The organism is Duganella paludis (assembly GCF_054461335.1).
Window position 1 is genome coordinate 1874694 of sequence record NZ_CM136922.1, and the last position, 13898, is coordinate 1888591.

Sequence of the window (13898 nt, forward strand, 5' to 3'; positions counted from 1 at the left end):
TGTGGACAGGCAGCCCTCCCCCTACGCCGACGGCCGCCTGCACGCGCGGCCCGACGTGCTGCGGCAGGTGGCGCACCAGCGCCAGCGGCCGCTAGAGGCGGGCACCCACCAGTTGTCCTTCGCCGACGGCCGCAAGGCCGTGCTGCACGTGCCGCCGCACGCCGGTCAGCAGGATCGCCTGCTGCATCTGGTGTTGCTGCTGCACGGCGCCGCCGGCCAGCATGGTGGCGGCGACCACATCGCGCTGGCGCACGCGGTGCGCCACGGCGCGCTGCTCCTGATCCCCGAAGCACAAGACACCAGCTGGGACTTCCTGCGCGGCGGCTACGGCCCCGACCTCGCCTTCATCGACCGTGCGCTGCTGTGGACCATGCAGCGCTACGACGTCGACGAGCAGGCCATGGCAATCGCCGGCTTTTCCGACGGCGCTTCCTACGCGCTGTCGGTGGGGCTGATGAACGGTCATCTGTTCAGCGACATCCTGGCGTTTTCGCCGGGCTTCATGGCGCCGCTGCGGCGCGAGGGCTTGCCGCGCGTGTTCGTCGCGCACGGCAAGGACGACCGCGTGCTGCCGGTGCAGCGCGGCCACGCCATCGCCGAGCGGCTGGCGCGCGAAGGCTATGACGTCACGTATGCGGAGTTCGACGGCGCCCATCTGGTGTCGCCGGCTATCGCGCGCGCAGCCCTGCACCGGCTGGAAGAATAAACTCAGTCCGGAGCCAGGCAGACGCGGTTGCGCCCTGCCGACTTGGCGAGGTACAGCGCCTTGTCGGCCGCCTCCACCAGCATGCCGGCCACATGCTCGCCGCGCTTGGGCGAGAGGGTGGCCACGCCCGCGCTCAGCGTGACGTGGCCGAAGCTGCTGCCGCTGTGCGGCATTTGCGCACTCTCCACCGCCGCGCGGATGCGCTCGGCCACCGCCTGCGCGCCGTGGAGGTCGGTGTTCGGCAGCAGGATGCCGATCTCCTCGCCGCCGTAACGCGCGCTCAGGTCGCCGGGGCGCTTGGGCGTGAGCGCGCGGATCAACTTGCTGATGGCGCGCAGCACCTCGTCGCCGGCGCTGTGGCCGTACAGATCGTTGTACTGCTTGAAGTAGTCGACATCGATCATGATGAAGGCCAAGGTGTCGGCGTTGCGGGTAGCGCGGCTGAACTCGTTGCCCAGCGTGACGTCGAGCTGGCGCCGGTTGGCCAGCCCGGTCAGGCCGTCCTGCATGGCCTGGCGCTCCAGCGTGCGGTTGGCGCTTTCAAGCGCGTCGCGCGCCTGGCGCAACTCGGCCTCGGCCTGCTCGCGCAGCTTGATCTGCCCCACCAGCCGCTTGCCGAAAAAACCGATCAACGCCGCCAGCACCACCACCCCGATCGAGCGGGTGAAGGTATCGCGCCGCCAGCGCTCCAGCATCTCCTCGCGCGACAGCGCCGCCGTCACGAATAGCGGGTAGTGGGTCAGCGGGCGGAAGCTGTTGAGCCGCAACTCGCCGTCGTGGGAGGAATGGAAGAACAGGCTGCCGGCGCGCGCCGCGCCCTGCTGGCGCGCGTAGTGGCGGTACAGGTCGCTGTCGCGCATGCTGCCGCCGACGCGCGTGTTGTCGAACGGCTGGCGCAGCATCAACACACCGGTATCGGAAATCAGCCCCACCGCGCCGCGCGCGCCGACGTCGAAGCTCTGGTAGAAGCGGCGGAAGTAATCGATGTCGAGGGTGGCCAGCGCCACGCCGCCGAAACTGCCGTCCGGCTTGTTGATGCGGCGCGACACCGGCATCACCCAGTTGCCGCTGGAGCGGCTGATCACCGGGTCGCCCACGTGCGGGCTGCGGTCGGCATGGGTGCGGTGGTAGTTGAAGTATTCGCGGTCGGCGTTGTTGTAGGCCTGGTTCAACAGGGCGCGCGAATTGACGATCCAGCGACCCTGCTCGTCGTACACGAACAGCCCGGCCAGCTGCGACAGGTTGGCCACCTGGGCCGCCATCTGCTTTTGCAGCCGCGCCGTGGCGGCCGGCTGCAGGCCCTCGGTCTCGATGCGCTCGACGATATCGGCCAGCGCCGTGTCGGCCGCCTTGATGGTGTCGTCGGCCTGCTGCGCCATGGCGCGCGCCACGTTGGCGCCGAGCCGCTCCATCTCCTGCAATTGGCCGGCGCGCGCGTTCAGGCTGCGCCAGACGTCGACCACGACCAGCGACAGGCACACCACGCTGACAAACACCGTGGCCCAGAAAGTGATGGAATATCGCTTGATCATGGTTGCGCTCAGGACATGGGCACTCCCTGCTTTATACCCCAAAAAAGCCGACCTGTCTGTTCAGCCGGCAACTAACATCGGCTGCAGTTTTTGCCACGCCAGGTCCGGCGTCAGCTTGACCATGCAATCCTGGTGGCCCAGCGGGCACTCGCGCTGCTTGCACGGCGAACAATCAAGCCGCAGCGACAACGACGCCGCCAGGTCGGAAAACGGCGGCGCGTGGTCGGGATCGGTGGGGCCGTACAGCGCCAGCACCGGGCGGTTCAGGGCCGAGGCGATATGCAGCAGGCCCGAATCGTTGGCTACCACCGCCGCCGCGCGCGCAATCAGGGCGATCGCCTCCGGCAGGCTGGTGACGCCGGCCAGGTTGAACACGGCCGCGCCCGCATTTGCCCCGCCTTGCAGCGCCGCCGCGACCTCGGCGCACGCCTCCTGGTCCTTGGGCGAGCCGAGCAGCACGATCTGGGTCGCCGGCTCGCGCGTCAGCACCGCCTGCGCCAGGCCGGCGAAGTGACGCGCCGGCCAGCGCTTGGCACCGCCGAACTCGGCGCCCGGCGCCATCGCCACCACCGGCCGCGCCGGGTCGATGGCGTTGCGCTCGAACACGGCGGCGATCTGCGCCGCGCTGGCGCCCAGGCGTGGACGCGGCAGCGCCGCGCGCAGGCCCGGCCCCTGCACCGTCACCGGCGGCCTGGCCAGCGCCGCGTAGAACGCCACCATCGGGCGCGGCGGCATTTCGTCGTGGTGCATCACGTTGATCAGGCCGTGGCGGCTTTCGCCCTTGTAGCCGACGCGGCGCTTGATGCCGGCCAGCCAGGGGATCAGCGCGTACTTGATGGTGTTGGGCAGCACGTAGGCGTCGGCGTAGCCGCGCTTGCGCAGCAGGCGGGCGAACTTCCAGCGCTGGCGCAGCTGCAGCGCGCCGTGACGGAACGGCGTTTCCAGCACCTCGTCCACCTCGGCCGCCTGGCGCCACACGGCCGCCACGGCCGGCGGCGCCAGCACGTCGATCGGCCGTTCCGGATGGGCCGCGCGCAGCAGTTGCAGCAGCGGCTGCGCCATCACGGCGTCGCCGATCCAGTTCGGGGAAATAATCAGGGTACGCAATTCGCTCACAGGACTTCCTCCTTCGCGTTCAGGCACAGTCCCGCCAGCAGGAACAACATCATCGCGTAAAACATATTGCTGCGCACCGACCAGAAGATCACTTCCGTCAGGCCGAAGCTGAAATAGCACAGCACCAGCAGCATGCCGGCCAGCGCCGGCGCGTTCAGATGGTCGCCGCATTGCAGCTGGCGGCGGAAGAACAGGAACGGCGCCATCAGCGTGGAGCCCCAGGCCAGCAGGCCGGCGACGCCGCCGAACACGGTGGCCTGCAGCAGATCGTTATGGAAATGCTCGAACTCCAGCACATAGGGCGAGGCGCGGCCGTCGGCCACCAGTTGCTCCAGCTCGGCGCGCACGGTGGGAATGCTGGCGCCGAACAGCGGGTGGCGCTCGATCAGCTGCAGCGCGCTGCGCCACAGTTCCAGGCGGATGCCGACGCTGGTGTAGCTGGGGCCGCCGTTGAAATACTGCTGGACGTCGCTGATACCCTCGTCGATGCGCTCGCGGGCGCCGGTCTGTGGAATGAAGTAGGTGCTCACGATCAGCGCCAGCGCCAGCAGCGCCAGCGCCTTGCGCCAGCGGCCGTGCAGCACGTGACCGTAGCGGATCAACAACAGTACGGCAAAACCGATGGCGACCCAGCCGCCCCGGGTGCCGGTGGCGATCGAGCCGGTCAGCCCGGCCAGGGCGCCGAGCGCGGGCCAGACCGCGCTGCGGCCGGCGAAATCGAGGGTGGCGGCCAGGCACATCAGGCCCATGCACAGCATGATGTCGCCGAAGGTGATGGAATTGATCAAGCCGCCCGGGCGCTCGACGCCCATGCCCCAGCGCTGGTAGGCGATGAACAGGCAGCCGGCGAAGGCGCCGGCGATCAAGCCCCACCACAGCGCCTTGCGGCTGGGACGGCAGGCCAGCACGGTCAGCGTGACGGTGACGGCGGCCAGCATGCGGAACGGTTTTTCCAGGTCGCGCAGGCGGCCGTCGCCGCTGACCAGGCCGAGCACCAGCGCCAGCACCAGCACCGACGCGAACGCTACCAATACGCCGCGAATCTCAGTAAGATGGCGCAGCAAGGTCGGCCACCCTAGTCGGCGGTACACCACGGCGGTGATCAGGAAGGCGAAACTGCACAGGCCGACACCGACGTTGGTGATCAGCAGCAGGAAGGGAAACGCAAAGATCAGGCTGTGGATAAAGACAGTGCTGGCGGTAGACCGGGCTGAGGTATTATTCATTCATCTTATTTTTTATTACACAGAAGCAACTCGCTTCAGTCACATCATGTCATCCGTGCTTATTTCCGTCGTCATCACCACTTACAACCGGCCGGATGCGCTCACAGCGGTCGTCGAAGCCTGCTTCACCCAAGATGACCTCGGGTTCGAAATCATTATCGCTGATGACGGCTCCGGCCACAACACGCAGCAGGCCGTGGCCGCGCTGCAGGCGCGCGCGCCGGTGCCGCTGCGCCATGTCTGGCAGGAAGACCTGGGCTTCCGCGCCGCCCGCGCGCGCAACCTCGGCACGCTCGACGCCCACGGCGACTACATCATCTTCCTCGACGGCGACTGCGTGCCGCAGCGGGATTTTATCAGCCAACACCGAAAGCTGGCGCAGGCCGGCCATCTGGTGCAGGGCAGCCGCATCTTGCTCAATGAACAAGCCACGGCGCGCGTGCTGGGCCAGCACCTCGACCTGCAGGCGCTGGGCACGGCCGACAAGCTGGCCTGGCGCCGCTGCGGCGCCCTGAACAAGGTGCTGCCGCTGCTGCTGACCTTGCCGGACGTGGGCCGCACCAGCCGCCGCTTCACCTGGCGCCGCATCAAAAGCTGCAACCTGGCGGTGTGGCGCGCCGACCTGGATAAGGTCAACGGCTTCGACGAAAGCTTCCTCGGCTGGGGCCATGAGGATTCCGACCTGGTGGTGCGCCTGTTCAACGCCGGCGTAATGCGCAAGGACGGCGCCTACGCCACCGAAGTCTTCCACCTGTGGCACAAGGAAGCGGCGCGCGACCAGGAAACCAGCAACCGCGCCATCGTGCTGCAGCGCGCGGCCGACCGCACCGTACTGGCCGTGAAAGGACTGCGTGCATGAAACCGCAACTGGACGACGCGCCGCTGCTGAGCATCCTGGTGCCCGGCTACAACGTCGATCGCTTCATCGCCGACTGCCTCGAGCACATCGTGGCGCAGATGCACGCGCGCCACGAGCTGATCGTGGTGGACGACGGCTCCACCGACCAGACGGTGGCGCGGGTGCAGGCGGTGCAGGCGGCCCATCCGCAGTTGCAGATCCGGCTGGTGGTGCAACCGAACCAGGGCATCGCCGACGCCCGCAACCGCGCGCTGTTGGAGGCGCACGGCGAATACATCCTGTTCGTCGACAGCGACGACCGCCTGCTGCCGGGCTCGCTCGATGCGCTGGAGCGGGTGATCGCCGCGCAGCGGCCGGACGTGATCGCCACGGCGCTGCGCATGTGGCACCCGGACGCGCCGGACAAGGACCGCGACGTCTACATGAGCTACGCGCCCGGGCAGACCATCACCTGCCAGGAAGCCATCCTCACCTCGTTCTTCAACGACCGCCACATGTACGTCTGGTGCAAGGTATTCCGGCGCGAAATCTACGCCCAGGAAGCGATGCCGCTGTTCCCATCGCGGCGCCTGTTCGAGGACGTGGCGGTGGTGCCGCGCCTGCTGCAGCGCTGCCGCAGCCTGGTGTACCTGCCGCACGTGTTGCTGGCCTACCGGCAGCACCCGGTCAGCATCACGCGCGTGATCAGCGAGCAATGGTGCATCGACTTCGCCTCGGCGCTGGCGGCGGTCAAGCCGCACTTCGAGCGTGGCGGCGTCAGCAAGGCGGTGCGGGCGCGCTTCGACGTGGCGGTGTGCCACTTTTACATCGGCATGATCAAGAACTCCTACCAGTTGCCGTCGGGCGCCGGCAAGACGGTACGCGGCAAAGTGCGCGGCATCTTCCTCGACAGCCTGTTCGGTTCGCCGCAACAAGTCCTGGCCGGCATGAACGGCGCCGGCGACCGCCGCGACGCCCGCACCGCGCGCCAGGTGCAGCGCGCGCTGGACGACTGCCGCTGGTTCCACTTCCAGCAAACGGCGGTGCGCAAGCTCAAGCTGTGGCAACGCCTGGAACGCACCCGCGCCGCCCAGCGTTAATCCGGGGTCAGGTCCTCCATTGCTACACGGCCTCTGCTGTAGCGTACGCTACAGCAGAGGCCGTGTAGCAATGGAGGACCTGACCCCGGATTACAGCAGGCTGATACGGACCAGGTCGGCCACGTTGTCGACGCCGAGCTTGCTCATCAGGCGCGCCTTGTGCACTTCCACCGTGCGCACGCTGATGCCCAGCTCCGGGCCGATGTCGCGGTTGTGGCGGCCCAGCACCACCAGCTGCATCACCTCGCGCTCGCGCGGCGTCAGCTCGCTCAGCAGGTTGGCGCTGAGCTTGCGCCGCTGCTGCTCGCTCTGCTTGGCGCGCGCGCGCGTCAGCGCTTCGTCGATCGCCGCGATCAGCTTGGCGTCGTCGAACGGCTTTTCCAGGAAGTCCACCGCGTCCGCCTTGAACGCCGCGCGCGCCATGCTGACGTCGCCATGGCCGCTCATGATCACCACCGGCATCTTGCTATCGCGCGCCAACAGCTCGCGCTGCAAGGTCAGCCCGTCCATGCCCGACATGCGGATGTCGACCAGCAGACAGCCGCTCCAGCCGCTCTGCCAGCCCTGCAGGAACGCTTCGGCGCTGGAAAACACCGCCGTGCGATAGCCGCGCACGCCCAGCAGCAAGCCCAGCGCGTCGCGCACGCCGGGGTCGTCGTCGACGATGAATACCGTTAAATCATGCTGCAACATAGTTTTCCTGCCCTTCCACTCCACGGCGCGCCAACGGCAGCGCCATCTTGAATATGCCGTGATCGCCCACTTCGGCCCAGAGCGAGCCGCCGTGTGCTTCCATGATGGCCCGGCTCAACACCAGGCCCAGTCCCATGCCGCTCGCCTTCGATGAGACGAACGGTTCGAATAACCGTCCCGCCAGTTCCTCCGACACGCCCTTGCCGCTGTCTTCCACCGTCAATTGCAGGCAGCCGCCCTTGCTGTCGAGCCGCTGCTGCGACACCGTGATGCGGCGCTCACCGGCCGGCCGCTCCTGCACCGCGTCCAGCGCATTGGCCAGCAGGTTGCGCAGCACCAGTTCGATCTGCAGGCGGTCCACCAGCACCGCCAGCTCCGGCATCTCCGCCACCTCCAGCACCACGCCGTGCTCGCGCAGCGGCATGAAAAACTGCTGGCTGACGTTCGACACCAGCCGCGCGGCGTCGACCGCCTCCAGCTTCATGGCGCCGGTGCGGAAGAAGTCGCGCAGGCGCCGCACCACCTCGGCCGCCCGCCCCGATTCGGCGATCATGCGCTGGATGGTGGTCTTCAACAGCTCACTGTCCGGCCCGCCGTCGCCGCGCTCGACCAGGAATTCGCAGGCCTTGCCGTAGGCGCCCAGCGCCGTCAACGGCTGGTTCAGCTCGTGCGCCAACGCGGCCGCCATCTCGCCCGCCGCCGCCAGCCGCAGCGATTGCTTGAGGTCGTTCGACACCTGGCGCACTTCATCGACCACGATGCCGATCGAGAAGCCCACCAGCGCCAGCATCGCGTCCAGCATCTGCAGCTCCGGCACCTCGATGTTGACCGAGTTGTTCCATTTGACCAGCGCCCCGATCCCCAACTGCAGCACGAACACCATCAGCGCCGTGCCGTACACGCCCTGGCGCGAGGCCGCCCACAGCACCGGCAGGAACAGGAAATAGAAGTGCTTGAATTCCGAGGTGGCGATGCTGCCGAACACCAGGGTCAACACGCAGATCGCCAGCGTCAGGTAACCCAGGGTGTCGACATTCCACACCGTCGCCCGCAGGCGCTGCCGTCCCTGCGCGCTCGACAGCATCCACACCAGCGGCATCGACACCAGCATCCCCACCATGTCGCCGATGCCGAAGCGCAGCACCACCGCCACCCATTCGCCCGGCGGGATCAGCCCCGCCAGCGACAGCAGCGACATGTACACCACGTCGTTCAGCAGCGCGCCGACCAGCAGGATCAGCACCCAGCGGAACAGCCGGTTGCGGCTGTCGAACAGGCCGCTGGTGCCGAAGCTGCGCTTGAGCACCACGCCGATCATGCCATAGCCGAAGGTCAGCCACAGCGACAGCAGCAAGGTCAGCACCAGCCCGGCCGGCATGCCGCGCACCACGATCTCGCTCAGCACCAGCGCGATCCACCACGGCAGCGCCGCGCGCCAGCCGTACACCAGCCAGCACACCAGCCCCAGCGCCGGGTCCGGATTCCAGGGGGTGATGTTCAGTCCGTACAGCGGATCGATGTAGGTGGCCCAGTCGAACAACAGGTACAAGCCGATGAAGATCGGGAACACCAGGTAGCGGGGCAAGGGGGCGGCTGTCATACGCACGGGCGTGTATCGCAATGTATCATTATGCGTTGCTCCATCTCATCGTGCATTGCTTTTCGCGATACGAGTAACCCTTAGCGCCACAGCCTCTCCTCTATACAACAGTTCGATTATCGAAGCGGCAATTATTACGGGTATTCCTTAGATCTTTACCCCAATTTACATTGCGTTACATGAACACTACACTCGCGACTCGCCGAACAGGCCTTTTGGAAGAGTTCAGATGTCGCAGCCCATTACCATCCACGCCGGTTCGGCAGGCTTTACCGGCCTGAAACAGCTGCGCGAGAACTTCAAGCTGAGCTTGCGCGCCGCCCTGCACCGCCGCGCCACCTACGGCTGGCTGCAACTGCTGAACTCCCATCCGATGTTTGCCGAGCTGGTCCAGGCCCGCCCGCGCCTGATCTACAAGATTTATCGCCCCTACCTGAGCAACACCATGGGCAAGGCCGAACGCATCGCCTTGCTGCGCGAGCATTATCGCCACATCGTGCGCCAGGGCTTGGGACCGCTGACGCTGCGCGCCGCGCGCGACGCCGTGGTGCTGGCCAGCATCGAGGGCAAGGGCGGCCTGCCCTACCATCTGCAGCTGCGCGCCATCGAGCCGATGGAGCGCGAGGGCGAACTGGTGCTGCAACTGATGCAGGGTGGCGACCTGGTATACAGCAGCGCGTTTTCCTTCGTCCACAGCGCGCAGGGCATGCTGCTGGGCATAGGCTGCATGCAGGGCCCGCGCGGCGCGCACGGCCTGCAACTGATCAAGGACGCCACGCGCGAGCTGCACGGCCTGCGTCCGAAGAACCTGATGCTCAAGCTGCTGGGGCAGATCGCCCACGACCACGGCTGCGTGGCGCTGCGGCTGGTGAGCAACGCCAACCGCGTGGTGTGCGGCGCCACCCGCCAGGGCAAGGTGCATGCGGACTACGACGGCCTGTGGCAGGAGGCGGGCGCGGTGCTGCGCGCCGATGGCGACTATCAGCTCGACGATACCGCGATCAGCGCGCCGGACCTGGCGGCGATCGCGTCCAAGAAACGCTCGGAGGCGCGCAAGCGCCATGAAACCCTGTGCGAGCTGGCGCAGGCCATCGCGGTCAGCCTGCACGCACCGCGCATGGAGGCGGTCACCGCCCTGGCCCCGGCGCCGGCCGGCCAACTCTTCACTCCTATGGCCGAGGACGGGGATAAGTACGCACTGGCTTAAAAAAATCCGGTACCATGGGATTTTCGTCCAAGGAGAAATACCATGCGTGTGGATATTTATTGCCGAGATGAAGCACAGGGCAAACACAGTTACCTGGCGGTGCCGGAAGGCAAACCGATCCCTGAAGAAGCCACCAATACCGACTGGCACGCCGAAGCCCAGCATGTGGAAGTCGACGACGACCACGACGAACTCCCCAAATACCATATCGAACATACCCTGGCGCAGATCGGCGCCAAGGGATACGCCATCACTGGCGTATCCGGACAGTTCTAGACCTTAATACTCGACCGCGACTTCCCTGGCGCCCAGCACCTGCTGGAGCGCCAGCTGCAGCTCGTCCGACGGCGCCACGCGCCAGCCTTCGCCAAACTGCAGCACGCAGCTGACCCCTTGCGGCGTCACCCGTGCCGAGACCGGCAGGCCGTCGGCCTGCCGGTGCGGCGCCAATACCTCGGCCACCTTTTTCGCATCGACCGTGGTCGGCAGCGCCATGATCAGCTGCTTGCCGTGCTTGACGCGCGAGCTGATGATGTCGAACACCTTCTCCGCCGAAATCCGCAGCCCGCCCGAGAAGCGGTCTTCCGACACCTTGCCGATCACCGCCAGGAACTCGTCTTCCTTGAACATGTGCTTGTGCTCTTCGAACACCTCGGCGTACACGGTCACCTCGACCACCGCGCTCTTGTCGTCCAGCGTGACGATCAGGATCTTGCCGCGCTGGGTCATCTGCGGACGGATGCCGGTGATCACGCCGCACAGCATGCGCGGATCGCGCGACGGCTCCAGGTCGGCCAGCTTGGTGCGCGAGAAACGCCGCGCTTCCGGCGCGAACGAGTCGAACATATGGCCCGACAGGTAGAAGCCGAGCGCGATCTTTTCTTCCGCCAGCTTCTGGCGGTCGGTGAACGGCGTCGCCTTCACATAATCAGGTGGCGGTTCCAGATCGCTGTCGTCGCCGCCGAACAGGCTGACCTGGTTGGCCGACTTGGCCTGCTGGTCGGCGTATTCCATGGCGAAGCTGACCGAGGCCAGCAGGATCGCACGGTCGATGCTCAGGCAGTCGAAAGCGCCGGCGCGGATCAGCGATTCGATGGTGCGGCGGTTGATCTGCTTCTTGTCCACGCGCTTGCAGAAATCGAACAGGCTGGTGAACGGGCCGTCGGCGGTGCGCGCGGCGATGATGGCTTCGATCGCGTTCTGGCCCGCGCCCTTGCAGGCGCCCAGGCCGTAGCGGATCTGCGTGACCTTCTTGCCCGTGACCGACGGCGGCGGGCCGTCCGGCATGAAGCGGAAGTCGGACTTGTTGATGTCCGGCGGCAGGATGGTCAGGCCGCAGATATCGATCGCATCCTCGACCAGGATCTTCACCTTCTCGGTGTCCTCCATGGCCAGCGACATATTCGCCGCCATGAACGCGGCCGGATGGTGCGCCTTCAGGTAGGCCGTGTGGTACGACAGCAGCGCATAGGCGGCGGCGTGCGACTTGTTGAAGCCGTAGCCCGCGAACTTTTCCATCAAGTCGAAGATCTCGTCGGCCTTCTGCGCGGTCAGGCCGTCCTTGGCGGCGCCGGCGCGGAAGATCTCGCGGTGCTCGGCCATCTCTTCGGCTTTTTTCTTACCCATCGCGCGGCGCAACATGTCGGCGCCGCCCAGCGAGTAGCCGCCGACGATCTGCGCCATCTGCATCACCTGCTCCTGATACACCATGATGCCGTAGGTTTCGGACAGAATCGATTCGGTGCGCGGATCGGGATAGTCGAACTTTTCGCCGTGCTTGCGCTTGCAGAAGTCCGGGATCAGGTCCATCGGGCCCGGACGGTACAGCGCCACCAGCGCGATAATGTCCTCGAAGCGGTCGGGACGCGCGTCTTTCAACATGCCCTGCATGCCGCGCGACTCCAGCTGGAACACGGCCACGGTCTTGGCCTTGGTCAGCAGGTCGTAGGAAGGACGGTCGTTCAGCGGCAGCTTGGCCAGGTCGAAGTTGGCTTCCTCCGGATCGAGGGCCTTGATGTAGCGTACCGCGCGGTCCAGGATGGTCAGGGTCGTCAGACCCAAGAAGTCGAACTTCACCAGGCCCACGGCTTCGACGTCGTCCTTGTCGTACTGCGACACCACGCCGCCGTCGCCGCCCTGGGTGTACAGCGGGCAGAAGTCGGTCAGCTTGCCCGGCGCGATCAGCACGCCACCGGCGTGCATGCCGATGTTGCGGGTGATGCCTTCGACCTGCTGCGCCAGGTCCAGCAGCTGCGAGACTTCTTCCTCGTTCTGCTGGCGCTCTTTCAGCATCGGTTCTTCCTCGATCGCCTCGGCGATCGACACCGGCTTGCCCGGCTTGAACGGAATCAGCTTGGAGACGCCGTCGCAGAAGTTGTAGCCGAAGTCCATCACGCGGCCGACGTCGCGGATCGCGCCCTTGGCCGCCATGGTACCGAAGGTGGCGATCTGCGACACCGCGTCGCGCCCGTACAGGTCCTTCACGTGCTGGATCACCAGCTCTCGTTTTTCCTGGCAGAAGTCAATATCGAAGTCGGGCATCGATACCCGTTCCGGGTTGAGGAAACGTTCGAACAGCAGGTTGTATTTCAGCGGGTCCAGATCGGTGATCTTCAGCGCGTACGCCACCAGCGAGCCCGCGCCCGAACCCCGGCCTGGGCCGATCGGCACGTCGTTGTTCTTGCCCCATTGGATAAACTCGGCCACGATCAGGAAGTAGCCGGGGAACTTCATGTTGATGATGGTGTTGTTCTCGAACTCCAGGCGCTCTTCGTAGCGCTGGCGGTTGGCCTCGCGCTTGACCGGGTCCGGATACAGCTGCTCCAGGCGCTCTTCCAGGCCCTTGCGGGTTTCCGCGCGCAGGAACTCGTCGATGGTCATGCCCGGCGTCGGGAAGTTCGGCAGTTGCGGCTTGCCCAGCACCAGCGTCAGGTTGCAGCGCTTGGCGATTTCCACCGAGTTTTGCAACGCGGCCGGCAGGTCGTGGAACAACTGGCCCATCTCGGCCTGCGTCAGGAAGCGCATCTGCTCGTTGAACTTGCGCACGCGCTTGGCGTTGGCCAGCATCTCGCCTTCGGCGATACAGATGCGCGCCTCGTGGGCGATGAATTCGTCCTTGGAGATGAACTGCACCGGATGGGTCGCCACAACGGGCAGGCCCAGCTTGGCGGCCAGCGCCACCGAATGGCGCACCTGGGTTTCCTGGTTGGCCTGGCCGGCGCGCTGGATCTCGATATAGAAGTGGCCGGGGAACAGGGCGGCCCATTTTTGCGCGTTGGCTTCGGCCAGCGCCGGGTTGCCATTTTCGATGGCCGTGCCGATGTCGCCGAAATGGGCGCCGGACAGCACGATCAGGCCGTTGGCCGGATTATCGTCGGGCAGCAGCGCATAGGTTTTGCTGGTCAGCTCGGCCAGCCACTCGGTGCGGATCTCGGCGCGGCCCTTGTACTGGTTGGTGAGCCAGGCTTGCGACAGCAGTTCGCACAGCTGCAGGTAGCCCATGCGGTTCTTCGCCAGCAGCATCAGGCGCGACGGCTTCTCGCGGTTGTCGTCATTGGTGATCCACACATCGACGCCCACCACCGGCTTGATGCCCTTGCCGCGCGCGGCCTTGTAGAACTTGACCATGCCGAACATGTTGCCGAGGTCGGTCACGGCCAGCGCGCCCTGCTGGTCCTTGGCGGCCTGCTTGACCAGATCGTCGATGCGCACCAGGCCATCGACGATGGAGTATTCCGAATGCACGCGCAAATGGACGAAAGACGGGCCTACCGGGACGACTGCAGTGCCGCTCATTTCTTGTTCGTTTGCTACGATGTTCATAGGTGGGTTCAATGCGGATTCAATAACCCCCTATTTTACCGCGCATGAGCGTTCAGGA

Annotated in this window: 11 protein-coding genes; 5 read left to right on the forward strand and 6 right to left on the reverse strand. The window is 66.1% G+C overall.

The features are described from left to right. Position 1: 1 nt before the first annotated feature. Entirely contained in the window at positions 2 to 706 is a 705-nt protein-coding gene (locus ACXZ1M_RS08460; protein ID WP_459052728.1) for an alpha/beta hydrolase, read from the forward strand. A 2-nt stretch (positions 707 to 708) separates the two neighbouring features. Here ACXZ1M_RS08460 and ACXZ1M_RS08465 read toward each other — a convergent pair whose 3' ends face one another. From ACXZ1M_RS08465 to ACXZ1M_RS08475, 3 genes are read right to left on the reverse strand one after another with little or no spacing between them, the layout of a single operon-like run. Beyond that, the gene (locus ACXZ1M_RS08465; RefSeq protein WP_459052729.1) at positions 709 to 2238 is read right to left on the reverse strand and encodes a sensor domain-containing diguanylate cyclase; all 1530 of its coding nucleotides are present in this window, start codon (positions 2236 to 2238) and stop codon (positions 709 to 711) included. Positions 2239 to 2298: 60 nt separating this feature from the next. Further along, positions 2299 to 3354: a lipopolysaccharide heptosyltransferase II gene (gene waaF, locus ACXZ1M_RS08470; RefSeq protein ID WP_459052730.1), complete on the reverse strand. Its 1056-nt coding sequence runs from the start codon at positions 3352 to 3354 to the stop codon at positions 2299 to 2301. Next, positions 3351 to 4580: an O-antigen ligase family protein gene (locus tag ACXZ1M_RS08475; protein ID WP_459052731.1), complete on the reverse strand. Its 1230-nt coding sequence runs from the start codon at positions 4578 to 4580 to the stop codon at positions 3351 to 3353. The genes waaF and ACXZ1M_RS08475 overlap by 4 nt, the downstream gene beginning before the upstream one ends. A 46-nt stretch (positions 4581 to 4626) precedes the next feature. On the opposite strand from ACXZ1M_RS08475, the gene ACXZ1M_RS08480 reads away from it, so the two are divergent. Continuing rightward, positions 4627 to 5439 carry a glycosyltransferase family 2 protein gene (locus ACXZ1M_RS08480; RefSeq protein WP_459052732.1) on the forward strand — a complete coding sequence of 271 codons (813 nt, stop codon included), beginning with the start codon at positions 4627 to 4629 and terminating at the stop codon, positions 5437 to 5439. Further along, positions 5436 to 6518, forward strand: a complete 1083-nt coding sequence (locus ACXZ1M_RS08485) for a glycosyltransferase family 2 protein (RefSeq protein ID WP_459052733.1) — start codon at positions 5436 to 5438, stop codon at positions 6516 to 6518. The genes ACXZ1M_RS08480 and ACXZ1M_RS08485 overlap by 4 nt, the downstream gene beginning before the upstream one ends. A 90-nt stretch (positions 6519 to 6608) precedes the next feature. On the opposite strand, the gene ACXZ1M_RS08490 is transcribed toward ACXZ1M_RS08485, so the two are convergent. After that, on the reverse strand, positions 6609 to 7211 hold the full coding sequence (locus tag ACXZ1M_RS08490; RefSeq protein WP_459052734.1) for a response regulator transcription factor: 603 nt from the start codon (positions 7209 to 7211) through the stop codon (positions 6609 to 6611). Continuing rightward, positions 7198 to 8811, reverse strand: coding sequence for an ATP-binding protein (locus tag ACXZ1M_RS08495; protein WP_459052735.1), 1614 nt, complete (start codon positions 8809 to 8811; stop codon positions 7198 to 7200). The genes ACXZ1M_RS08490 and ACXZ1M_RS08495 overlap by 14 nt, the downstream gene beginning before the upstream one ends. Before the next feature lie 229 nt (positions 8812 to 9040). On the opposite strand from ACXZ1M_RS08495, the gene ACXZ1M_RS08500 reads away from it, so the two are divergent. Together ACXZ1M_RS08500 and ACXZ1M_RS08505 are read left to right on the forward strand one after the other, a co-directional pair. After that, positions 9041 to 10018, forward strand: a complete 978-nt coding sequence (locus ACXZ1M_RS08500; RefSeq protein ID WP_459052736.1) for a VirK/YbjX family protein — start codon at positions 9041 to 9043, stop codon at positions 10016 to 10018. Between the two features lie 42 nt (positions 10019 to 10060). Further along, on the forward strand, positions 10061 to 10294 hold the full coding sequence (locus ACXZ1M_RS08505) for a DUF6139 family protein (RefSeq protein ID WP_459052737.1): 234 nt from the start codon (positions 10061 to 10063) through the stop codon (positions 10292 to 10294). A 3-nt stretch (positions 10295 to 10297) separates the two neighbouring features. On the opposite strand, the gene dnaE is transcribed toward ACXZ1M_RS08505, so the two are convergent. Then, on the reverse strand, positions 10298 to 13840 hold the full coding sequence (gene dnaE, locus ACXZ1M_RS08510) for a DNA polymerase III subunit alpha (RefSeq protein WP_459052738.1): 3543 nt from the start codon (positions 13838 to 13840) through the stop codon (positions 10298 to 10300). Between the last annotated feature and the right edge of the window lie 58 nt (positions 13841 to 13898).